Source organism: Actinoplanes sp. NPDC051470 (assembly GCF_040682035.1).
In the GTDB taxonomy this organism is placed as follows: Bacteria; Actinomycetota; Actinomycetes; order Mycobacteriales; family Micromonosporaceae; genus Actinoplanes.
The window spans coordinates 149,832-172,212 of sequence record NZ_JBFBAA010000020.1 but is presented as its reverse complement, the minus strand read 5'-3'; the positions used below and the strand labels follow the sequence as shown (position 1 = coordinate 172,212).

At 70.6% G+C, this 22,381-nt stretch carries 22 protein-coding genes and 1 pseudogene; 17 read left to right on the top strand and 6 right to left on the bottom strand.

The features are described 5' to 3' along the window. Positions 1-191: 191 nt before the first annotated feature. From AB0M54_RS30815 to AB0M54_RS30790, 6 genes and pseudogenes are all read left to right on the top strand, one after another. Positions 192-446 (top strand): hypothetical protein, encoded by a 255-nt coding sequence (locus AB0M54_RS30815; protein ID WP_364475192.1) that lies wholly within the window; start codon positions 192-194, stop codon positions 444-446. A 309-nt stretch (positions 447-755) separates the two neighbouring features. Continuing rightward, positions 756-1,031, top strand: a complete 276-nt coding sequence (locus tag AB0M54_RS30810; protein ID WP_364475190.1) for a hypothetical protein — start codon at positions 756-758, stop codon at positions 1,029-1,031. Between the two features lie 211 nt (positions 1,032-1,242). Beyond that, complete coding sequence (locus AB0M54_RS30805) at positions 1,243-2,121, top strand: cyclase family protein (protein ID WP_364475188.1); 879 nt, start codon at positions 1,243-1,245, stop codon at positions 2,119-2,121. A 362-nt stretch (positions 2,122-2,483) separates the two neighbouring features. Then, a pseudogene (locus AB0M54_RS30800) lies at positions 2,484-2,810 on the top strand (YihY/virulence factor BrkB family protein); the annotation flags it as partial. A gap of 91 nt (positions 2,811-2,901) precedes the next feature. Beyond that, positions 2,902-3,432, top strand: coding sequence for a YhjD/YihY/BrkB family envelope integrity protein (locus AB0M54_RS30795; RefSeq protein WP_364475186.1), 531 nt, complete (start codon positions 2,902-2,904; stop codon positions 3,430-3,432). After that, a complete protein-coding gene (locus tag AB0M54_RS30790; RefSeq protein ID WP_364475196.1) occupies positions 3,429-3,584 on the top strand; it encodes a hypothetical protein in 156 nt (51 codons plus the stop codon). Before AB0M54_RS30795 ends, AB0M54_RS30790 begins: the two co-directional genes overlap by 4 nt. Positions 3,585-3,641: 57 nt before the next feature. Here AB0M54_RS30790 and AB0M54_RS30785 read toward each other — a convergent pair whose 3' ends face one another. Next, positions 3,642-4,349: an alpha/beta hydrolase gene (locus tag AB0M54_RS30785; RefSeq protein ID WP_364475184.1), complete on the bottom strand. Its 708-nt coding sequence runs from the start codon at positions 4,347-4,349 to the stop codon at positions 3,642-3,644. A gap of 84 nt (positions 4,350-4,433) precedes the next feature. On the opposite strand from AB0M54_RS30785, the gene AB0M54_RS30780 reads away from it, so the two are divergent. Beyond that, positions 4,434-5,003: a TetR/AcrR family transcriptional regulator gene (locus AB0M54_RS30780; RefSeq protein ID WP_364329301.1), complete on the top strand. Its 570-nt coding sequence runs from the start codon at positions 4,434-4,436 to the stop codon at positions 5,001-5,003. A 51-nt stretch (positions 5,004-5,054) separates the two neighbouring features. Continuing rightward, entirely contained in the window at positions 5,055-6,083 is a 1,029-nt protein-coding gene (locus AB0M54_RS30775) for an alpha/beta hydrolase-fold protein (RefSeq protein ID WP_364329298.1), read from the top strand. 124 nt (positions 6,084-6,207) lie between these two features. Here the strand turns inward: AB0M54_RS30775 and AB0M54_RS30770 are convergent, their stop codons facing one another. Beyond that, positions 6,208-7,398: a hypothetical protein gene (locus AB0M54_RS30770; RefSeq protein ID WP_364475182.1), complete on the bottom strand. Its 1,191-nt coding sequence runs from the start codon at positions 7,396-7,398 to the stop codon at positions 6,208-6,210. A 293-nt stretch (positions 7,399-7,691) separates the two neighbouring features. Between AB0M54_RS30770 and AB0M54_RS30765 the strand changes: the two genes are divergently transcribed. After that, the gene (locus AB0M54_RS30765) at positions 7,692-10,487 is read left to right on the top strand and encodes a BTAD domain-containing putative transcriptional regulator (protein WP_364475181.1); all 2,796 of its coding nucleotides are present in this window, start codon (positions 7,692-7,694) and stop codon (positions 10,485-10,487) included. Here the strand turns inward: AB0M54_RS30765 and AB0M54_RS30760 are convergent. From AB0M54_RS30760 to AB0M54_RS30745, 4 genes are read right to left on the bottom strand one after another with little or no spacing between them, the layout of a single operon-like run. After that, on the bottom strand, positions 10,477-11,400 hold the full coding sequence (locus tag AB0M54_RS30760) for an MsnO8 family LLM class oxidoreductase (protein ID WP_364475179.1): 924 nt from the start codon (positions 11,398-11,400) through the stop codon (positions 10,477-10,479). The two genes, AB0M54_RS30765 and AB0M54_RS30760, sit on opposite strands and share 11 nt — an antisense overlap. Next, positions 11,397-11,891, bottom strand: a complete 495-nt coding sequence (locus tag AB0M54_RS30755) for a hypothetical protein (RefSeq protein WP_364475177.1) — start codon at positions 11,889-11,891, stop codon at positions 11,397-11,399. Before AB0M54_RS30755 ends, AB0M54_RS30760 begins: the two co-directional genes overlap by 4 nt. After that, positions 11,888-12,733 carry an alpha/beta hydrolase fold domain-containing protein gene (locus tag AB0M54_RS30750; protein ID WP_364475175.1) on the bottom strand — a complete coding sequence of 282 codons (846 nt, stop codon included), beginning with the start codon at positions 12,731-12,733 and terminating at the stop codon, positions 11,888-11,890. The genes AB0M54_RS30755 and AB0M54_RS30750 overlap by 4 nt, the downstream gene beginning before the upstream one ends. A gap of 9 nt (positions 12,734-12,742) precedes the next feature. After that, entirely contained in the window at positions 12,743-14,203 is a 1,461-nt protein-coding gene (locus AB0M54_RS30745) for an MFS transporter (protein WP_364475173.1), read from the bottom strand. A gap of 171 nt (positions 14,204-14,374) precedes the next feature. On the opposite strand from AB0M54_RS30745, the gene AB0M54_RS30740 reads away from it, so the two are divergent. The 8 genes from AB0M54_RS30740 to AB0M54_RS30705 all read left to right on the top strand — a co-directional run bounded on the left by AB0M54_RS30740 (position 14,375) and on the right by AB0M54_RS30705 (position 22,350). Further along, positions 14,375-15,328 carry a helix-turn-helix transcriptional regulator gene (locus AB0M54_RS30740; RefSeq protein ID WP_364329274.1) on the top strand — a complete coding sequence of 318 codons (954 nt, stop codon included), beginning with the start codon at positions 14,375-14,377 and terminating at the stop codon, positions 15,326-15,328. After that, entirely contained in the window at positions 15,325-15,813 is a 489-nt protein-coding gene (locus AB0M54_RS30735) for an SDR family NAD(P)-dependent oxidoreductase (protein ID WP_364329337.1), read from the top strand. Before AB0M54_RS30740 ends, AB0M54_RS30735 begins: the two co-directional genes overlap by 4 nt. A gap of 362 nt (positions 15,814-16,175) precedes the next feature. Next, positions 16,176-17,825, top strand: coding sequence for an FAD-binding protein (locus tag AB0M54_RS30730; RefSeq protein ID WP_364475171.1), 1,650 nt, complete (start codon positions 16,176-16,178; stop codon positions 17,823-17,825). 81 nt (positions 17,826-17,906) lie between these two features. After that, the gene (gene wecB, locus AB0M54_RS30725) at positions 17,907-19,097 is read left to right on the top strand and encodes a UDP-N-acetylglucosamine 2-epimerase (non-hydrolyzing) (RefSeq protein ID WP_364329268.1); all 1,191 of its coding nucleotides are present in this window, start codon (positions 17,907-17,909) and stop codon (positions 19,095-19,097) included. Positions 19,098-19,122: 25 nt separating this feature from the next. Further along, positions 19,123-19,731 carry a VCBS repeat-containing protein gene (locus AB0M54_RS30720; RefSeq protein WP_364475169.1) on the top strand — a complete coding sequence of 203 codons (609 nt, stop codon included), beginning with the start codon at positions 19,123-19,125 and terminating at the stop codon, positions 19,729-19,731. A 47-nt stretch (positions 19,732-19,778) separates the two neighbouring features. Further along, positions 19,779-20,366: a hypothetical protein gene (locus tag AB0M54_RS30715; protein WP_364475168.1), complete on the top strand. Its 588-nt coding sequence runs from the start codon at positions 19,779-19,781 to the stop codon at positions 20,364-20,366. A gap of 74 nt (positions 20,367-20,440) precedes the next feature. Continuing rightward, positions 20,441-21,157: a hypothetical protein gene (locus tag AB0M54_RS30710; RefSeq protein WP_364475166.1), complete on the top strand. Its 717-nt coding sequence runs from the start codon at positions 20,441-20,443 to the stop codon at positions 21,155-21,157. Positions 21,158-21,174: 17 nt separating this feature from the next. After that, positions 21,175-22,350: an MFS transporter gene (locus tag AB0M54_RS30705; protein ID WP_364475164.1), complete on the top strand. Its 1,176-nt coding sequence runs from the start codon at positions 21,175-21,177 to the stop codon at positions 22,348-22,350. Positions 22,351-22,381 lie beyond the last annotated feature (31 nt).

Below are 22,381 nucleotides of genomic sequence, written 5' to 3'. Positions count from 1 at the left end.
CCGCACCGACGCCCAGAACCTCACCACCGCCGCACCCTGGACCTCACCCTGGCTACCCCAGAGTTACGGGAAACAGTTCCTGCCAGGGGCTTAGGTTCTCCCGCTGGACGCTTCCCGGGAATCCCGGTAGACGAAGCCGCCTGAACCGAGCGGTCGGGGTACCGGTACCGGGCTGCCGCCCGGTCGCGGTCGTGGCCGAAGATTCTGCCGATGCGGTCGAACCGGTGGTGATGGCAGCCGAGCAGCAGGCCGCTGCCGATGAGGCGGCAAGCCTGCCGCTGACGCGTGTAGCCGCCGCACTTGAACGGGGCGATCAGAGCGAGATAGGGCACGAACAGCGCCAGAGCAACGAAGGTCGCGAGACGACGCTGGTCTGCGAACCAAAGCAACACCGCCACGATGACCAGCACGATTCCGATGGTCGCACGCTCAGCGACCTTGGATGACTTGGCCATAGACGGACGTTAATCGCCTTCGGATTGTGGTGGAACATGTCGTCAAGGTAATCAATCCGACAGGGAATAGAGTGTGCGTAGAGCGCCAATACCGGCGAACCCTACTCCTTTCTTCCGGCATGCTCATCTGCCGCGATCCGCGCGGGCCGGTGACCGTGTTGGCGGTTGCCTGATTCCGTCCGGCGGCACTGACCCTGGAGCTCCGGTTCATGTGCATCGCGATCAGGGCAGCCAATCGGCGTTCCACGCCGCAAGTTGGACATCGACCGAGGGGACCTTTCCCGTCTTGCTTACACCTCAGTGACGCACAACCTTCTCGGCGATCTGGACACTCTGAGCAACGACCAGCATCGCAACGGTTCCGGTGGCGGTCTCGGCATCCCACGTGAACAGGTGATGCGCCTCGTCTCCGGTGACCTGTCGGGCGAACGCATTCTCGGAAGGCGTCGCGGGCCGGAAGACTGGGTGATGGAACAGGTCCGCGCAGGCAACCCACACGACGTCTGTGAAGGTGACCTCGACGCTGTGGTGATAGGTCAGGTCGTTGTCTGCGGTGGGGGCGGGGTACGAGATTGAGGAACCTCCTGATGGGACACGGGATTGACTAGATGTGTCACGAATGCGGAGGGGAGCTTGATGTAGCAGAGGTTCGTAACGCGGTGCTGCGTGGAAGATGCGGTAGGCCCATCGGATCCGCTCTGCGGGGGGTTGAACCGCCGATCGGGTCAGCATCGGACCCGGCGACCCGCCAACCGGGAGGATGCCGACATTTACTAGTGTCGCGATCATGGATGAATCAGAAGAGCTGCCGAGCAACTGGGGCCGGTGGGGCGACGATGACGAACTGGGCACCTTGAACCTGATCACCGATGAAGTGCGCGCAGCGGCCGCGGTGGAAGTGCGCCTCGGCCGTTCGGTTTCTCTGGCTGTGCCGATCCAGCCGGCGCCGGTCTTCAGCGGCCCGTTCGGGCCGCAGACGGTTGAGGCGTCACCGGTCCAGCACATCATGCAGTTCACCGGGAGTCCGACGTTGGCCGGCGCTGACGTCATGCTGGTCACCAACCACCACATTTTGTCGACACACCTGGATGCGTTGTCGCACGCCGTGCAGGACGGTCAGGTGTATCCCGGACGTCCGGTGAACGAGGCCATCACCATGGGCGGCGTCGTCCGAGGTTCGACCGCGTCTTTCGCCGCTGGGATCGTGACCCGGGGGATCCTGCTCGACCTCGCGGCCGACGGGCCGGTGCCTGTGGACCACGCGGTCACGTCGCAAGATCTCGAAGCCGCAGAGGAACGTTACGGCGTGCGGCTCGAGTCGGGTGACGCGCTCGTCGTACGGTTCGGGTGGGTGAAGACGCGCTACCGCGGCAATCCGATGCCGGGTATGAGCATCGATGCGGTGCGCTGGATGCACGCCCGCGGCATGTCCGTCTATGCCGGGGACCTCTCGGACTCCCATCCGTCGCTGGAGCCGGGCCGCCCCTCGGCGATGCATGGGGTGGGCCTGCCCCGGCTGGGCATGCCCTTGATCGACGCCGTGGACGCCGATGAACTCGCTGCCGTCTGTGAGGAACTCGGCCGCTACAGCTTCATGTTCGTCGCCGCGCCGCCGCGCATCCACGGGTTGACGGGAGTTCCCGTCAACCCAGTCGCGATCTTCTGACGAGCTCCAGCCCGTAGCACTCCGCGCAGGAAACTACCGCGGGTTGCGCAGGTACTACGTAGCTCCACGGCACCGGCGACGGCTTCGCAGCCGTCATTCGAGACCGCTACCAACGAACCCGACGCACTCTCCGGCAATCAGTCCGACCGGCACACCGATTCGGCTCAAAGCACCGATGAGAATCGCGGAACCCGTCAAGGTCCGTCGTACTTCATCTCGAACGCCCATCCCGGGTCGGCCGGCCGTGCTCCGGCGGCGGCGCCACCGCGAGGGCAGCCAGGCGTAGCTGTTGAGGGCCAGCCCGAGCGAGCCAGAAGTGAAGGTCTTGCGTAACCGGGTGGTCGGCGGGGTATCCGGTCGCCGTGACAGGTCGGCGTTTCGTGCGGACGGGTGCGGCGGCCTGGCGGCGGCTGCGCCGCGTCGGCTGGCTGGACCACGTGGTGCGGGCCGGTCTGCGGTACGACACGGCCGACGGCGGCCGGCTCGCCGCCGCCGTGACCTACTACTCGTTCTTTGCCACGTTCTCGCTCGGACTGCTCGGCGTCGCGGTCTTCGGGTTCATCCTGGACGACCCGGCGGTGCTGCGGTCGGTGGAACGGTACTTCGCCGAGAACCTGCCCCACGTCGACGTCCTGACGTTGCGCTCCGCCCGGAACACGGTCGGCGTCATCGCGTTCATCGGGTTGCCTATCGCGGGATGGTTCTGGGTCGACGTGTTGCGCTCGTCGATCCGCAAGATCTGGCAGCTGCCCCGAGTATCCGGGCAAGCTGGTCGTCCGCGTGCTCGTCGATCTCGTCGTGCTGGCCGGACTGGGCATTCTGCTGGCCGCCTCGCTCGCCGTGGCCTTTGTGACCGCCGTGGCCGCGAACCGGTTGGTCGACGCCGCGGACACCGACACCGGCTCGTCGCGGTGGGTGCTGGCGACGGTCGGGCTCGTGCTGGGCCTCGGGGTGAACACGGTGCTGGCCGCCGGCATGCTCACCGGACTGCCCCGGGTGCGGATGCCGCTGCGCCGAGTGCTGGGACCGGCGCTGCTGGTCGCCGTGGGTCTGGAACTGCTCAAGACCCTCGGGCGGTTGTACGTGCAGCGCACCGAAGCCAATCCCACATATCACCTCGTCGGCGGGTCGGTCGGGCTGCTGGTGTTCCTCAACGCCGTCAATCAGCTCGTCCTGTTCGCGGCGGCGCTCACGGCGACGAGCACGACCGGCCGCCCGGCCGACCTCGCGTCCGAGGGCGGCGGCGAAACGCCGCCCGCGACGACGTCCGGGCAGGCGGCGTCCGGGCAGGCGGACCGGGTGGATCGATGACACGAGTGAAAGGCGCGGCCACGGCGGCCTCCAGCCAGGCGTCCGGGCCGGACGGCGGACGGGTCCCCGCCGGCGAGGTGCAGGCCGAACACGGCTTCGACATCTTCAAGAACAAGCAGGACAACTGCGAGAAGGTCGTCCTCAAACCCTGACCGTCACACGCGTCCGGCCACTGCTACCTCTGCGGTGGCCGGACGCTGCGTTGCTGGTCAGCCGATCTTCAGGAGGAGCCCGGCGAGCTCGTCCGGGACGGTGATCATGCAGTCGTGGCCGCTGTGCAGCTCCCACACCCGGTCGGTGTCCGGCGCCGGGCGCCGGGTGATGCCCTCGATCTCGTGGCCGACGCAGTGGATGTGGGTGCGCGGGATCGCTGCCACGGCCGGGTCGTCCAGACGCACCGGCTGCTCGTAGGCGAGCGCCGGCTCGTCGACCAGCATCGTGCGCAGCCAGGCGACGTCGTCCGGGTCGGTGACCCCGAACAGGCCCAGCGGGGCCGGCCACTCGGGCATCGGCGGGACCCGCCACGGCGCCTCGGACGCCGCGGCCTGGTCGAGCAGGACGCGCGTGATCGGCATGACGTCGGTCGCGGTCTCGCCGTCGGCCGGGACCATCGCGTCGAGGTAGACCAGGTGGCCGATGCGGCCGGGGACCCGGTTGGCGGCGGCCGAGATGACCAGCCCGGCGTAGCTGTGCCCGACGAGGATCACATCGGTCAGGTCCTCGGCGACGATCAGGCCGGCCACGTCGTCGACGTACGTCTCGAGGCCCACCTCCGGGCTCAGCAGGTGCGCGGTGTCGCCGTGGCCGGTCAGCGACGGCGCGAGGACCCGGTGCCCGGCCGCGGCCAGCAGCGGCGTCACCCGGTCCCAGGCCCGGCCGCTGTGCCACGCGCCGTGGACCAGCAGGTATGTGCTCATGAAACTTCCTCTGGCATGATGGAGAAGCGGGACGTTGTCCCGTTTGACGATACGGGACAGTGTCCCGTTTAAGGACGGGGTGTGGTGGGCGACACCGGGAAGCCGAAGCGTGCCGACGCGCGACGCAACGAGCAGGCCCTGCTCGACGCGGCCGCCGCGGTCTTCGTCCGGTCCGGCGTCGAGGCGCCGATCCGCGACATCGCCGCCGAGGCCGGCGTCGGGACGGCCACGATCTACCGGCACTTCCCCGCCCGGGCCGACCTGATCGTCGCCGTCTACCGGCATCAGGTCGAGGAACTGGCCCAGGAGGGTCCCGCGCTCTTGGTGAGCTGCGCTTCGCCGTACGCGGCCCTGCAGAAGTGGTTCGATCAGTTCACCGGCTTCGTCGTGACGAAACTCGGGCTCGCCGCGGTGCTGCAGTCCGACGACCCCTGCTACGACCCGCTGCACTCCTACTTCCTCGAGCGGCTCGAACCCGTCTGTGCCCGGCTGCTCACGGCCGCCGCCGACGCGGGCGAGATCCGCGCCGGCCAGGACCCGGTCGAGCTGATGCGCGGCGTGGGCGGCCTCTGCGCCGGCGGTAACCGACCCCGGTACGACGCCCGCCGGCTGGTCGGGCTGCTGATCGCCGGCCTGCGGACCGGGATCGCGTAGGTTCGTCGTACCCTCTCGTGAACCCTGGCTGTCCCGGCACGTCGAGAGGGCATGACACCGTTCGCTGAAGAGCTCGCCGGCCACCTGCACCGGGAGCAGATCGACTCCGTGCTGCTGCGGGGAAATCCGCTCGGTGACCCGCATGTGCGGCCGCTGTGGGTCTATACACCGCCCGGCTACGACACGTCGGGCGACCGGCGTTACCCGGCCGTCTTCGTGCTGCAGGGCTACGCCGGGCAGGTGACGATGTGGGCCAACCGGACGCCGTTCCGGCCGACGGTCACCGAGGCGGTCGACGGTGTCTTCGCCCGGGGTGAGGCGCCCGGGTGCGTGGTCGTGTTCGTCGACGCGTGGACGGCGTACGGGGGATCGCAGTTCGTCGACTCGCCCGGCATCGGCGCCTACCACTCGTACCTGTGCGACGAGGTCGTGCCGTGGGTCGATCAGCATTTCCGGACGATTGCGGCGCCGTCCGGGCGGGCCGTCGCCGGGAAGTCGTCCGGCGGCTTCGGCGCGATGATCACTCCGATGCTGCGGCCGGACCTGTTCGGCGCACTGGCCACGCATGCCGGTGACACCCTGTACGAGCACAGTTACATCGGCGAGTTCGGCAAGGCCGCGCGGGCGCTGCGGGAGTACGACCACGACATCCAGAAGTGGTGGGCCGACTTCCACGACCGGCCGGCGCTGTCCAAGGAGCACGACATCCCGCTGCTGCTGGCCCTCGGGTGCTCGGCCGCCTACTCGGCGGATCCGGACGGCACCCCGCGGCTGCCCTTCGACCCGAGTTCGGGCGAGCTGATCCCGGAGCTGTGGGACCGGTGGCTGGCCTGGGACCCGGTCCGGATGATCGACCGGTATGCCGACGCGCTGCGTTCCCAGCGGGCGATCTGGATCGACGCCGGCACCCGCGACGAGTGGTACCTGGACCTCGGCGCCACCGCCTTCCGCGACGGCCTGGAGCGCATCGGCGTCGAGGCCGACCGCGTCCACTTCGAGCTTTTCCCAGCCGGCCACGGCGCCATCGACTACCGCTACCCGCAGGCGATCGCCTGGCTGGCACAGCGCCTGGCGGCCTGAGCGGCGGCCCGGCGGCGACGCCTGGCCGCCCGGCCCGCGGCGGTTGCGGCCGTCGCGCGTCGACGGCTATGCGTAGCTGAGCCGGCCCCCGCGCGACCGGGGACCGGCTCGTGCACCCGGTGGATCAGATTCGGCCGGCGGTCTTCTCGGCCGGCGTCAGCTCGACCTGCGGCGGAGCGTCGGGGGCAACCATGCGAGGCAGCGCCCGGTCGAAGTAGGCGGCCAGCGTCGGGCTCGGCAGGACGCGGTAGAACGGCGGCAACGCCAGCACGCCCATCAGCGTGCCCCACTCCGCGGCGCGGGTGCGCTGATTCGGGGTGCCGTGGTGGTTCGGGCTGTCGAAGTTGCAGTCGCCGATGTTGCCGAACGCCTCGATGAAGTGCTTGATGCGGATCCACCGCATGGTCGCGCCGCGTCGGTGGGCCAGGAAGTACGAGCTGAAGGAGTCGGCCATCAGCTCGGTACGCCGGGTCGCCTCCGGAGCCGGCAGGTCGCTGTCGCGCAGGCCTTGCTGGTACTGGATGTGGTGGCCGAACTCGTGGCCGAGGATGGCCTGCGGCGCCACGTCGCCCAGGCCGACGCTCCGGAAGCCGGCCAGCACCCCGTCACCCACGACGATCTTGTCGGTGGGCAGACCGACGCCGGGGACCTCCACACCCTCCGGGGAGTACGCGAACGCGTTGAACGTGAAGATGGGCGCGTCACCATTGTCGTAGACGGGCAGCCCGGCCAGCTCACGGACCGCCTCCGCCGCTTCCCGCGCCTCCTCCGGAGACGAGCCGAACACCACCTGCAGTACGCGCGCCGTCCGGGTCGTGTCGAGCATGGCGTTGCCGTGTGCCGGCAACATCTCGATGCCGGACGCATCGATGTCCCAGAACCCTTTCAGGGCCGGGAAGGTGCGCCGCAACACCGTCGTGTCCTCGCCGTCGAGCCCGAAGAAGCGCTGGTGCTCGGGCTCCGGGAAGAACAGCGCGTCGTACATCGGGGTGTTGAAGAGAAGAAGAATCGAAGCACCGAGCCGGTCCTCGTCGGTCCAGCCGGCGATGGTCGTGGCGAGCCAGTCCTCGAGCGGGGTGGACCCGCATTCGTCATCGTCGGGGTTCAGGACGGCCTGTGCCACGTCGGACAGGTCGTCGTCGATGCCGAGCCGGCGATCGAAGGCGGCTATCCGTTGTTCGTAATCGGCGGGCAGCAGGTGCTCGAGGTGGGCGATCAGCTCCTGTGGCCGGTCGGCCGGTGCGGCCTGCGCGGGCGCGGACAGGCCGAGGACCGCGACGGCCGCGGCGAGCGGCAGGGCGAGATATTTACGCATGAGCTGAGGCTCGCGAAAGCATGGTCCTATGTCGCCAGCATATCGATCGATCTGTGGCGCCTCCGATGGTACGAAAGTGCCGGGAACAGGACCGGGCCACCCCCGTATTACATGGCCCGGGCCCGTCCGAGGTTCCTCCGTATCGCCTTCCGGTGGCCGGCTCGACCATCGTGACAGTGAGTGTGGTCCCGTACCGTTAATGAAATGTTGTCGCCGAGGCCGGCGGATGTGAGGCTGGTCCGCGGAAAGCGTCGGCCTGCCGTCGCGTGTGCGTTCGAGGACGGGAGATCGCGGTGGAGGTCCGCCTGCTGGGCCCGGTGGAGATCTGGGCCGCCGGCCGGTCGGTCGAGCTCGGTCCACCGCAGCGACGGCACACCCTGGCGGCCCTGGCGGTCGACGCGGGTCGCCCGGTCACCATCGAGACGCTGGTCGCGCGGGTGTGGGACGAGCCGCCGCCGACGGCAGCCCGGGTCCTGCAGGTGCACATCACACACCTTCGGCGGGTGCTGGTTTCGGCCGCGGGCACGCCACCGGCCCATCTGCTGCGCCGCTCCAGCGGCTACGTGCTCGATCTCGCGCCCGAACGGGTCGACGCCCACCGGTTCGCCGACCACATCCGCCGCGCCCGCGACGCCGACCCGTCCACCGCGCTGACCCTGCTCCGCACGGCCCGCGGCTGGTGGCGGGGCGAGCCGCTCGAGGGGCTGACCGGGCGATGGGTGGAAAGCTGCCGTTATGCGTACGGGGAGCAGCACCTCGCCGCTTCGGTGGCTTGGGGCCTCGTCGAGCTGCGCGCCGGTAACCCGCTCGCGGTGCTCGGACCGCTGGCCGAGCTCGCGGGTGATCACCCGCTGACGGAGCCGTTGGCCGACGTGGTGATTCGGGCCTACGCGACCGCCGGTCGGCCGGCCGACGCGCTGGCGTACTACGCCGAGTTCCGCCGCCGGCTCGCCGACGAGCTGGGCGCCGACCCGAGCGCCACGCTGCAGGCCCTCCACCAGGCCATCCTGCGCGGGGAACCGGTGGCGCCGCGGGAGCCGGCCGAGGTGGCGGCCCCCGTTGTCGTGCCGGCCCAGCTGCCGGCGGATGTTCCAGGCTTCGCCGGCCGTACCTTGGCGCTGCACACCCTGGACAATCTGCTCGCGGAGAAGGAGCTGGCCGTCGCGGTGGTGTCCGGCACCGCCGGGGTGGGCAAGACCGCCCTGGCCGTGCACTGGTCCCACGCGGTGCGGTCCCGCTTCCCGGACGGCCAGATCTTCATGAGCCTGCGCGGCTTCGACCCCACCGGGCGGGTCGTCTCCCCGCAGGAGGCGCTCCGCGGGCTGCTCGACGCGCTCGGCGTCGCACCCGAGCGCGTGCCGGCCACGCTCGACGCGCAGGTGGCCCTGTACCGCAGCGTGGTGGCCGGTCGGCGGTTACTCATGGTGCTGGACAACGCGCGCGACGTCGAGCAGGTCCGCCCGTTGCTACCGGGTACGGCCAGCGTTGTCGTCGTGGTGACCAGCCGGGCTCAGCTCACCGGGCTGCTGGCCGGCGGCGCGTCCTCCGTACCTCTGGGCCTGCTGTCCCGGGTGGAGGCCGAGGAGCTGCTGACCAATCGGCTCGGCCCGGGGGTCGTCGCGCAGCGTGATGCTCTCGATCAGGTCATCACCGCGTGTGCCCGGCTGCCGCTGGCGTTGAGCATCGCTGTGGCCCGTACCCGGCAGACGAATTTTCCGCTGAGCGCGCTCGCCGCCGAGCTCGGTGAGGCCAGTGACCGGCTGACCGCGTTGGAGGTCGGCGATCCGGCCGGTGACGTCCGGGCGGTGCTCTCCTGGTCGTACGCGGCCCTGAGCGATGCCGCCGCCGGCTTGTTCCGGCTGCTCGGGCTGGCCGTCGGACCCGAGATCGACGTCCCGGCGCTGGCGAGCCTGGCCGGGCGGGACGTTCGCGCGCCCCTGCGCGAGCTGGCCCGGGCCAGCCTGGTGACCGAGCACGCGCCCGGCCGCTTCAGCCTGCACGACCTGCTGCGCGAGTACGCCGCCGAACTCGCCCGGCGCGACGATGCGGAGGATGCCCGCCGGTCGGCCACGGTCCGCCTGCTCGACCACTACACGCACACCGCGTACGCAGCGGATCGCCTGCTCAACCCGGCCCGCGAACCCATCGCGCTGCCGCTCGGCGAGCCGGCCGACGGCGCGCGCCCGGAGCGGCTCGAGGACCTCGCCGCCGCGATTGCCTGGCACGGCGAACACCATGCCGTCCTGCTGGCCGCGTTACGGCAGGCCGCCGCGACGGGGCTCGACCGGCCGGCCTGGCAGCTCGCCTGGTCGCTGGACACCTATTCGTCGCGGAAGGGCCACCTGCACGATCAGCTCGAGGCCTGGCAGACCGCCATCGAGTGCGCCGGCCGCCTCGGCGAGCCGCGGGCGAGCGCGTACGGGCACCGCAACCTGTCCCAGGCCGACACCAAGCTCGGCCGCTACGTCGAGGCCGACGACAACCTGAAGCGCGCGCTGGAGCTCTTCACGACCGCGGGCGACCACGTCGGCCAGGCGCGCACCCAGCACCACCTCGCGTGGCTGTGGGGTCAGCAGGAGCAGCCGGCGATCGCCCTCGACCACGCCCGGCAGTCCTTGGCGCTCTTCGCCGGCACCGACGACCGAGCCGGCCAGGCCGAGGCGCTGAACGCGATCGGGTGGTACCACGCGATGCTCGGCGAATTCGAGCACACCTTGTCGCACTGCCGGCAGGCGCTGGAGATCTTCGAGGCGGACGGCGACCTGCACGGCGCCACCAGCACCTGGGACAGCCTGGGATACGCCCACCACCACCTCGGCCACCACACCGAGGCCATCGACTGCTACCAGCGCGGCATCACGTTGGCCCGCACCCTGGACCACGACTACTTCGTCGCCGAACTGCTGGCACACCTCGGTGACACCCACCTCGCGGCCGGGCAGCCCGCCGAGGCGCGCCTCGCGTGGACGGAGGCGGAACGACTGCTGACGGCGCTCGACCACCCGAGCGTCTCCGGTGTCCGGGAGTCGCTGCGCCGGCTCGACGACCGGGTCGGCGCACCCGACCACAGGTTGAAAATCAGCGGCTGACGTTCTCGCCAGGCTCATGGCATCGCCTCGACCAGGAGCTCGTAGGTGCGGATGCGGTCGCGAGGTCGGGCGCGAGCGTGTTGACGACGACCTCCTCGACGCCGTGCGCGGCCGCGAGCTCGGTGAGGCGTACGCCGACCTCGGCCGGGTCACCCACCACGATCGCCCCCGCGTCGTGAGCCGCGTGGATCCGCTCGGCTGCCGTCCAGGGGTGCCGGTCGGCTTCTCCCTCGCACGGCAACGGCTCGTTGGCGCCCAGATCCTTGCGGGCCCGCCACAGCAGATAGTCCGCGGCCAGCACGCCGGCCCGGCGACCGTTGGGGCTGACGAAGACCCGGACGGCCAGCGTGGGCCGCCGCACCGACCGGGCGGTGTAGGCGGCCAGGGCCGGACCGGCGGCAGGGCTGAGGAAGTGGCCGAAGCAGTAGTCGATGCCCTGCTCGCCGGCCAGTTCGGCGGCGACGGTGCCGCTGCCCAGCAGCCACAACGCGGGCCCGCTGCCCGAAGACCGGCCGGCACGTAGCTGAGCCAGCGTCCGCCGCAGCAGGTCCACCTTGGCCGGAAAGGTGGCGGCCGGTCCGCCGGCCCGCCCGATGCCCAGGTCGACGCGTCCTGGATGCAGGTCGGCCAGCAGATGGAACGTCTCGGCGACGTGGGCCGGGTCGTGCCGGGGCAGCAGGACGCCGCCGGTGCCGATCCGCATCTGCTTCGTGTTCTCCAGCAGCGTGGCGGCCAGCACGACCGGGGCGGCGCCGGCGAAGGTCGCGCTGTTGTGATGTTCGGCCACCCAGAACCGGCGGTAGCCGAGGTCGTCGACGGCACGGGCGAGCCGCACCGTGTCCCGTACCGCCCGGGCGGTGTCCCGATCGTGCGCGACCGGCGATTGGTCCAGGACGGACAGGGCGACACTCACGAGTGGATCTCCGACCGGCCGCGGGCGGTGACCGGCACTATCCGGAAGTCGCGCTGGAACACCAGGTTGTGCAGATCGCCGGTGATGATGGCGCGCAGCGTCGGAGCCTGGGTCGCGGCGTCCTCCGCGGAGAAGACGTTGAACGGCCAATCCTTGACGGTGACGCCCCGCAGGTGCGGGTGGTGAAAACCCTGCCCGTAGTGCGCGATCAGGGCCAACGGAGGAAGGCCGGTGGCGCGCTGCTCGGGCCAGCTCACGGTCCACTGTGCGATCAGGCCGCCCGGGTCGCTCCGCAGGCCGGTTGCGGCGATCTCCCCGGTGCCGAGCAGCAGATGACGGTTGACCTCCTCCAGGACCCCGGCGGCCACCGGGTCGAGATGTCGCACCGCGGCGGCGAAGAGTGTCTCCTTGCCCGCCCGGTCGGTGGCGGTGCCGTGGGTGCCGTCGCGCAGATCGGCGAAGTGGCGCACGAGCGCGTCGAACGGGTTCATGTGACCCTTCCTTGCTGGAGGACGCCGGCGAGGGCGTGGCCGAGAAAGACGCGCAGTGAGGGCTCAGGCGCGAGAAAGGCGCCGTGGGCGGTGCCGGGCAGTTCGCGATAGTGCACGGGCACGCCGGCGTCGGCCAGGCGCTGCCGGTAGCCGCGGACGTCGTCGAGGACCGGGTCGAGGGCGCCGACGGCAAGTACGGCCGGGGCCACGCCGGTCAGGTCGGCCGCCTCCGCCGGCGTGCTGTAGAGAGCCGGGAAGCGGTCGTGAGCCGGAGTGCCGCCGAGCCCGGAGGAGACGTGCGGGTCGGCGCCGCGGTAGGCGCTCCAGGCCGCGACGAGTGCGGCGGGTTGGGGGAAGGCGTACGGGTCGCGCCGGTACGACGGGGCACGGCACTCCGGGTCGATCGGTGGGTAGGCCAGCACCTGCGTGGCCAGGGCACCACCCCGATCGCGGACGACCAGGGCAGCGCACGCGGCGATCGTTGCGCCGGCGCTGTCGCCTCCGACGGCGACGGTGCTGCCGTCGGCGGCCGCGGCCTCCTGCGCAAAGGAGAGGACGGTCAGCACGTCCAGCAGCGCGGCCGGGTGCCGGTGGGTGGGCGCCAGGCGGTAGTCGACGCTGACCACGGTCACGCCGGCCACCCCGGCGAGCTCGGCGCAGGCGTGATGCCACGCCCGCGCCGAGCCGCCGCGCCAGCTACCACCGTGGGCCCAGACCAGCCACCCGGCGCGTTCCCCAGGGGGCTCCAGAACGCGGACGGGCACGGCGACCGGATGGCCTGGGACCCGGATCCGGCCGGTGTGCGGGGTGATCCCGCGGCCGGAGTGGGGTGCTGTCGGCATCGGAGAGCGCTACTCGACCGGCGCGGTCACAGCGCGCGACCGTGGCGCGCTCAGGAAGATGGCCACGGCGATGGCGGTGAGCACGCAGAGGGCGGTGTTCACCCCGATCGCGGTGCGAACGGCGGTGAGGATCGTGTCGGCGTTCTCGGCGTTCCTCGAGGCGACGACCGCGCCGACGACCGCGGACATCACCGGGATGCCGAGGGTGATGCCCACCTGCTGACTCATCGTGGCCAGGCCGGCGGCCAGGCCCTGCTCCTCGTCGGGCAACCCTGAGGTGGCGGTGACCATGAATCCGACGATGGCCACCAGGTTGGCCACACCGCCGACAAACGTGGCGACCAGCAGCAGCGGCATCCACGTCTGGGAGTGGCCGAGGAAGACGAGCACCAGCGTCGCGACGGCCTGCACGGTCATGCCGAGGGCCAGCGCCCGTGGCGGGTGGCCGAGCCGCCCGATCACCTTGGGCCCGAGGATGCCGCCCAGGACGGTGCCGAGGCCGAGCACCGCGAACGAGAGGCCGGCGGTGAGCGGCGAGAATCCGAGGACCTCCTGCAGGTAGAGGGTGAGCAGGAAGACGAGGGACGTCTCGGTGGCGAAGGCGAGCGCTCCGGCGATGTTGCCCCACGCGACGCTGCGGCGGCGCATGATGCGTACCGGAACCAGCGGCGCCGCCACCCGCTTCTCGACGTTCCAGAAGACGAGCAGGAGCAGGGCGCCGGCCAGCAGCGCGCCCCAGGCCCGCGGATCGCCCCAGCCGTGCTCGCCGGCGCTGGTCAGCCCGAACACCAGAGCGAGCAGACCGCCGGTGACCGTGATCGCGCCGGGCAGGTCGAGCCGGGGCCGCTCGTCCGGACGGCTCTCGGTCATGACGGCCGGGGTGACCGCCAGCACGGCCACCGCGACGACGACGTTGATGAAGAACGCCCATCGCCAGCTCAGCAGGTCGGTGACGACGCCGCCGAGAATCGCGCCGGTGGTGAATCCGGCCGCCATCAGCGCGCCGTTGAGCCCGAGGGCCCGTTCGCGCCGCGGACCCTCGGGGAACGACGTGGTCAGCAGCGACAGCGCCGCCGGGGTGACGATGGCCGTGGCCAGGCCCTGCGCGGCCCGGGCGGTGAGCAGCATGGCCGGGTTCGTGGCCAGGCCGCCGGCCAGCGAGGAGACGCCGAGCAGGGCGATGCCGATCAGGAACATCCGGCGCCGGCCGAAGATGTCGGCGACGCGGCCGAACAGCAGCGTGAACCCGGCCGCGCACAGGGCGAACGCGGTGGCGATCCACTGCAGGTCGGACAGCCCGAATCCGACCTCGGCGCCGATCACCGGCAGGGCGACGTTGAGGATGGAGAAGTCCACCGCGAGGGTGAAGCTCGCCGTCAGCAGGACGGCGAGGACGAGCCGGTCACGGCCGCTCGTCGCGGCCCCGGCCTGATCGGTGGTGACCTCGGAAACCGAGTCCGTGCGGGTCATCGGGAGCGACCTCCGCTGGGTAACAGGTGTGTCGTGATGGGGCGTATGGACGCCGCCATCACCCTGACCTGGGTCTGGAACGCCAGCCAGTCCTCTGTTCCGGCTACTCAGCGCGAGAGTGGTACTGACAAGGACAGGCAACCGGCGATCGCGGTGGGCAAGATGGGGGTCATGCAGAGTGACCACGGGGGCCGCAGCGAGCTGGCCGACTTCTTACGGAGCCGGCGCGCGCGACTCCGTCCGGAGGATGTCGGGCTGGTCTCGCACGGGCCCCGGCGGGTGCCGGGGTTGCGGCGGGAGGAACTCGCCCAGCTGGCCGGGGTCAGCCCGATCTACTACACCCGGCTCGAGCAGGGGCAGAGCTCGAACGCGTCCGATTCGGTGATCGAAGCGATCGCCCGGGCGCTGGCGCTCGACGACGACGAGCGCGCCTACCTGCACGAGCTGGCCCGCCCGCGCCCGGCGAAGAGGCGCCGGCAGCGGGCCGACGCCGCCCGGCCCGGTGTCGTGCAGCTGATCACGGCGATGCGCGACGTCCCGGCCCTCGTGCTGGGCCGGCACAGCGAGGTCCTGGCCTGGAACGACCTCGGGCATCTGCTGTTCGCCGGGCACCACGACCGCACCTCGCCCCGTCGCCCCGCCGATCGGCCGAACCTGACCAGGATGTTGTTCCTGGACCCGCATTCCCGGGAGCTCTACCGGCGCTGGGATGAGGAGGCGAGCCGCGCGGCGGCCTCGCTGCGGGTGGCCGCCGGCCGGTTCTCCGACGACGCGGCCATGACCGCGCTGGTCGGCGAGCTGATCGTGAAGAGTCCGGAATTCGCCGCGTGCTGGGCCAAGCACCCGGTGCAGGTGTGCGGGGCGGGGAGGAAATACCTCCATCACCCGGTCGTCGGTGACCTCGAGCTCGACTACGAGGCGCTGCACCTGCCCGAGGACGACGGGCACCGGCTGCTCACGTACACCCCGGTGGCCGGATCGAGCAGCGAGGCCGCATTGCGCCTGCTCCGCGCGTCCGCCGAACCGGAACGCCCGGACGCGTCGTCCAGTACCGCACAGAAGAGGGCGGGCTCGCCCGAGAGCGGTGGCGTGTCCGAGAGGCCGGGCACGCGCACCAGGGGCTGACTTCCGGCCCGGCGATCGCTACGGGCCGTCTTCCGGGCCTGCGGGCCGGTCGAGATGATCGCGGCCGACGTGACCGATCCGGCGACCGCCCGGCCGCGCCGTTTCATCGGGTCCTCGATCGGCACGGCCGGTTGGGCGGGCTGGTCAACGGGGCAGGCGGCCGGCAATCCAGCTCCGGTTTCCTCGAGATCTCCGACCAGCAGGGGGGATCGACGTTCGCCGTCAATCCGCATGCGGCCGTCCGCATGTCCCGGGCCGCACTTCCGCCGCTGCGCAGTGATGGCAGCATCATGCGCTTGACCAGCGAGGCAGCGCGTTTTCGGGTTTCCTCGATTTCTGATTATTCCGCCGCGAAAACCGCGATGCTCGCCCTTTCGAAGGGACTCGCCGCTGAGTTTCGACCGAGTGGTGTCCGTTCGCCGGTGACGAGGCAGGTGACCGGCGCGGAATGGCCGATCGCCGGCGGAGCACTACGCCAGATTTGATCAGGCCGTTCACGAAACGACAATTGTTACGGCGTCGCCCGCACCCGGAAGGACCGCAGCCGACGCCGCTCATTCCTCTATGAAATCTTCGTTTCGCGCGTACAACGGGCCGGGGTCCGGCCATTCACCTGTGGAGTTTGTCACCATCAATCACGGTGTATTTTCATTGACCGAAGTTGATGGGCTCTGTCAATGTCGGGGTTGTTCGATCGACGGGGGAATCGACAAAATCGGCAATCGCAGCGACCGTGGTCGCATCATTGCCGCGATCTTCGCTCGTCGTATTTTCGGGCGTTTCCCGTGGACGATGTGGTCATCGGGGGGCGCCTTCGAGAAACCACCCACCGACGAGGATGAACACAATGATCGAATCCAATCGGCGCGGTTTCCTGGCCGGAGCGGCCACCCTCGGTGTGGCCACCGCCGGCGCCATGGCGGCGGGCCCGGCAGCGGCCACCGCCGCGGCCGCACCGGCCCGCGGTGACGTGATCACCCCGGACGACCCGCGGTACGGCTCCCTGACCACCGGCAACAACCAGCGTTTCGCCGCCCGCCCCGACTACATCAAGATGATCCGGTCGACCGCCGACGCCGTCGCCGCCGTGCAGGCCGCGGTGGACGCAGGCAGGCGCATCTCGGTGCGCAGCGGCGGTCACTGCTTCTCCGACTTCGTCTGCAACAGCGAGGTCGAGGCCATCCTGGACCTGTCCGAGCTGGTCGGTGTCGGCTACGACCCGGGTCTGCGGGCGTTCTACGTCGAGCCCGGCGCACGCCTGATGAACGTCTACGAGCAGCTCTACAAGGGCTGGGGCGTGACCATCCCGGGCGGCATCTGCTACAGCGTCGGCGCCGGCGGGCACATCGCCGGCGGCGGGTACGGCCTGCTGTCCCGGGCGCACGGCCTCGTCGTCGATCACCTCTACGCCGTGGAGGTCGTGGTCGTCGACCGGGCCGGGAGGGCCCGGGCGGTCCGGGCCACCCGGGAGGCGGACGATCCGAACCGGGATCTGTGGTGGGCGCACTCCGGGGGCGGGGGCGGCAACTTCGGCGTCGTCACCCGGTACTGGTTCCGGTCGCCCGGCGCGACCGGGGGGAAGCCGTCCGATCAGCTCATCGCCGCGCCGTCCGACGTGCTGGTCAGCGCGGTGGAGTTCCCCTGGGACCAGCTCGACGAGGGTTCGTTCGTACGCCTGGTCCACAACTTCGGTCAGTGGCACGCGGCCCACAGCTCGCCGGACTCGCCGTACGTCGCCTTGAGCAGTCTTTTCAACGTCAGCCATCGGGCGCACGGCAGTCTCGGCATGTTCACCCAGGTCGACGCCGGCGTCCCGGGCGCGGCCGACCTGCTCGACTCCTATCTCGCCGCCATCACCGCCGGTGTCGACGTGACCCCGCGGCCGGCGGTGCGGCCGATGGGGGAACTGCCCGCCCTGCCCGGTCTGGCCCAGCCGCGGCGGCTGCCCTGGATCCAGGCGACCCGGCTGGTCGGCACGAACAATCCGACGATCACCAATCCCACGTCGCGCGGTGTGCACAAGTCGGCGTACATGAGAAGGAACTTCACCGACGCACAGATCCGCACCCTCCACAAGCACATGACCGGCGACGACTTCCACAATCCGGACACCATGCTGGTCCTGTTCTCGTTCGGCGGCAAGGTCAACGACGTTGCCGCCGACGCGACCGCGAACGCCCAGCGCGATTCGATCTTCAAGATGTGCTTCCAGACCTTCTGGGCCGACGCCGAGGACGACGACATCCACGTCGGCTGGGCGCGTGGCATCTACGAGGACGTCTTCGCCAGCACCGGCGGTGTGCCGGCGCCGGGTGACAGCTACGACGGCTGCTACATCAACTATCCCGACAACGATGTCGCCGACCCGGCGCACAACCGATCAGGCGTCGCCTGGCCGCTGCTCTACTACCGCGGCAACTATGCCCGCCTGCAACGGGTGAAGCGGCGCTGGGACCCACGGGACACCTTCCGTCACGCCCTCTCCATCCGGCCGTGAGGAGAAGGCCGTGAGGAGAAGGCCGTGAGACAGAGGCCCTTGCACACCAGGAACAACCCCGATCCAACCGGAGAAGGCCCCATGCCCAAGTCCATTGCCGTCATCCTCGGCACCCGGCCCGAGGCCATCAAGATGGCGCCCGTGATCCGTGCGCTGCAAGACGATTCGCGATTCATGCCGCTGGTCGTCTCGACCGGCCAGCACCGGCAGATGCTCGACGAGACGCTGGCCGTGTTCGGCATCACGCCGGACGTGGACCTCGACATCATGGCCCCGAGGCAGACATTGTCCGAGGTCACATACCGGATCATCGAGGGTCTGGTCGGTCTTCTCCCGCGGCTTACACCAGACGCCGTCATGGTGCACGGTGACACCGCGACCACGCTGGCCGGCGCGATCGGCGGATTCCAGCACCATGTGCCGGTCATCCACGTCGAGGCGGGCTTACGGAGCGGCAACGTGCACTCGCCGTTCCCCGAGGAGTCCAACCGCCGGCTGGTCGGGCAGATCGCCGCGCTCCATCTGGCGCCGACCTCCGGCAACGCCGCCAACCTGATCCGTGAGGGCGTGGACGAGTCGACCATCGTCGTCACCGGCAACACCGTCATCGACGCCTTGCGCTGGGCGTCGACGCGGCCGGAGGATGACGCCCGCGACCGGTTCGCCGACCTGGGCGGCGGCTGGACGGTGCTGGCCTCGGCCCACCGGCGCGAGTCCTGGGGCGAACCGATGCCGGAGATCGCTCACGCCCTCTGCGACCTGGCCGACCGCCCCGACGTGCGGGTCGTGGTGCCGCTGCACCGCAACCCGGTGGTCCGCGACGCGATGCTACCGATCATCGGGCCGCACCCGCGCATCACGGTCGTCGACCCGTTGCCGTACCTCGACTTCTGCCGGTTGATGCGACTGTCCGACATCATTCTGTCGGACAGCAGCGGCGCCGAGGAGGAGGGGCCGTCGCTCGGCAAACCCACGCTGGTGCTGCGCGACATCACGGAGCGGCCCGAGGCGGTACGCGCCGGGACGGCCCGCCTCGTCGGGCGTACCCGGGCCGGCATCGTCGGTGAGGTCACCCGCCTCCTCGACGATCCCGCGGCCTACAGCCGGATGGCCGAAGCCACCAACCCGTACGGCGACGGGTACGCGACCGAGCGCGTGCTCGACGCGACCGCGCACTTCTTCGGGCTGGGCCTGGCCACCGCGCCGTTCATCCCCGGCCTTCGCCGTGCCGCTCCGGGCGCGGCCGCCCCCTCGCTGGTGACCGCGGCATGAACCCTGCGAGAAGGAGCGACGTGCCATGACCTATCCGGAACCGAAGTTCACTCCCGAGATCGTCGCCGAGCAGCTGCGCGACGGCTACTGGATCGAGGCCGCCGACGTCGACGGCGACGGCCGCGCCGACCTCATCGGATGCGGCCTGACGCTGGGCGAGATCGCCTGGTACCGCAACGACGACTGGCAGCGGAACCTCGCCGTCTCCAAGGTGCGGATGCCGGTCGGCCTGGACGTCGCCGACATCACCGGCACCGGCACACCGGACATCGTCGCCTGCTACGAGCTCTACGGCGAAGGCGGCACCATCCACCACCCGAACGCGTCCGGCGGGAAGATCGACTGGCTGGAGCACCCCGGCGATGGCCTGGCGGCGGGCGTGCCGTGGGCCCGGCACTACGTCGGCAACACGGTCGGGATGCACCGGCTGCGGATCGGGCACTTCACCCGTACGGATCGGTGGGAGATCGTCGGTCTGCCGATCGTCGCCATGGAGGGCGTGCACGCGCTGCTGCCGGTGGTCATGTTCACCCAGCCGGGCGATCCGCGCGCCGCGGAGCAGTGGCCGATGACCGTCATCGACGACACCCACTTCCGCATGATCCACGGCGCCATCCGCAAGGCGGGGGGCTGATCCCCGGGTCCGACCTGGACTCGCTGCTGCTCGCCTCGGACGAGGGCGTGACCTGGCTGTACTACGACACCACGACGGCGAGCTGGCAACGTCACCTGATCGGCGCCGGCGAGCTCGGCGTCTTCGAGAGGACCGGGTTCAAGGGCAGCGGCGACGTCGACGCCGGGCGCATCGGCGACAACCCGATGGCCTACGTCGCCGCGATCGAGCCATACCACGGCAACAGCGTCGTGGTGTACGTGCCGGACAGTGCCGCCGCGGGCGAGACGCCGGGCTGGCGTCGCGTGCTGCTCGACATCTTCGGGGAGCCGAACGAGAACGGTGAGGGCACCGGCCACTCGGTGCTGTGCGCCGACTTCGACGGCGACGGCGACGACGAGTTCCTGATCGGACTGCGCGGTCCGGCGCCGTGGCAGGGCGTGATGCTCTACAAGGCCGTCGACGCCGCGAACGGCGCCTTCCTCAAGTGGCGGGTCTCGAGTGAATCGGCCGCCCGCGTGGTCGCCGCCGACTTCAACGGCGACGGGACGCTCGACTTCGCCTCGATCGCCTACAAGGTGCCGCACTACTACGAGGCGCAGGACGCCAAGCTCATGGTCTTCCGCAACGAGCTCGGCAAGCCGCAGCAGCGCTGATCCGGCCGGCGCGGGCTCCTGGTCCCCGGAGCCCGCGCCGGCCCCGGGAGCGACAAGCGTGAGGAGAAGGACACGTGCCATCCATCAACCAGGTCAGACCCCTTGCGTTCTCCGGCCGCCACGTGCGGGCCGAGATCGCCACCGACGTCAAAGGCCTGCCGTTGCCCGGCCGGACAATCGTCGTCAACCTCGACACCACCCCCGCCTTCCTCGCCAACGAGCCGCGCACACCCATCCCGGCGCTCTCGTCCACCATCGCGGTCGGCGCCACGCTCGAACAGGCTGCCGCCGTCGTGCTGCTCCGGGCCGACGACGACCGGTCCGCCGCCGGCATCATCGACGAGCCGGGCTGGCAGCACTTCTCCGACATCGCCGGCGAGACCGTCTTCCCGCGGAGCACCTCGCTGTTCCGCTCGCCGCAGGCCGGCGCCGGTGTCGCTCGCCTGGACCCGGCCGCGCTGCTCGGCGCCGCACAGCCGGCCGGCCGGGAACGCACTTTCGCGATCCGGCTGATGCTCTGGTTCTCCGCGGCGGGCACCGACTGCGGCATCCACAACAGGCACGACTTCATCGAGACCCACGCCCAAATTCTCGGGTACGGGCGGATGCAGAAATTCACCGAGCCGGACACGGTGTCGCTCTACGAGGACATCCTGATGAGTCCCGGGTACGCGACGCCGGTCCCGTTCTGCGCGACCGGCCCGGACGACACCTTCGTCTATCCGTGGCACCAGTACCGGGCCGACACCGACTGCGTCTGGCTCGCCGTCGAATACCACCTGACCGACTGACGTCGAGGGGACACACCATGCCGCCGGCTCTTCTGGCCCTGGCAATCAGCGCGTTCGGCATCGGCACGACCGAATTCGTCATCATGGGACTGCTGCCCGAGGTGTCCGCCGACCTCGACATCAGCATCCCCGTCGCCGGAACCCTCGTTTCCGGGTACGCCCTGGGCGTCGTCGTGGGCGCGCCGATCCTCGCCCTCGCGGCGACCCGGGTGAACCGGCGCCGCGCCCTGGTCGGCCTGATGCTGCTCTTCGTCGCGGGCAACCTGCTGTCCGCGGTCGCGCCGACGTACGCGGTGCTGATGTCCGGCCGCATCGTGGCGGCGCTCTGCCACGGCGCCTTCTTCGGGATCGGCTCGGTGCTCGCCGCCGACCTGGTGGCCGTGGAGCGCCGGGCCAGCGCCATCGCGCTCATGTTCAGCGGGCTGACCCTGGCCAACGTGCTCGGCGTGCCGTTCGGCACCGCGCTCGGACAGCATTTCGGCTGGCGATCCACCTTCTGGGCGGTGACCGTGCTCGGCCTGGTGAGCCTGGCCGGGCTGCTGGCGTTCGTGCCGGCCGAGGCCGTCCGCGCCCGTGAGACCGTACGCTCCCAGCTCGTCCCGCTCCGCCGCCTCGACGTCTGGCTCGCCCTGGCCACCACGGTTCTCGGCTTCGGCGGGCTGTTCGCCTCGTTCACCTATGTGGCGCCCATGATGACCGACGTGGCCGGGTTCTCGGCCGGAGCGGTGACCTGGCTGCTTGTCCTGTTCGGCGCCGGGCTGTGTGCCGGCAACGCCATCGGCGGCCGGTTCGCCGACCGGTCGCCGGCCACCACCCTGGTCGTGCTGCTGCTCCTGCTCACGGCGGTGCTGACCGTTTTCCGGTTCACCGCGGCCGGACCGGCCGGCGCGGCAATCACCCTGTTCCTGCTCGGCGTCATCGGCTTCGCCACCGTGCCCGGCCTGCAGATGCGCGTCATCGAGGAAGCCGGCGGCAGCACCACGCTCGCGGCCGCAGTGAACATCGCCGCCTTCAACCTGGGCAACGCGATCGGCGCGTACCTCGGCGGTCTGGTCATCGACGCCGGGTTCGGTTACGCCGCACCCAATCTGGCCGGTGCCGCCTTGGCCGCCGGAGGCCTGGCCCTCGCCAGCGTCGGCGCCGCCCGACGGGCCCGGTCCTCCCCGATCCGCCTCGCCGCGGCCGACGCCTGACTCTCGCGATTCCGCTGACCTTCGCCAACCT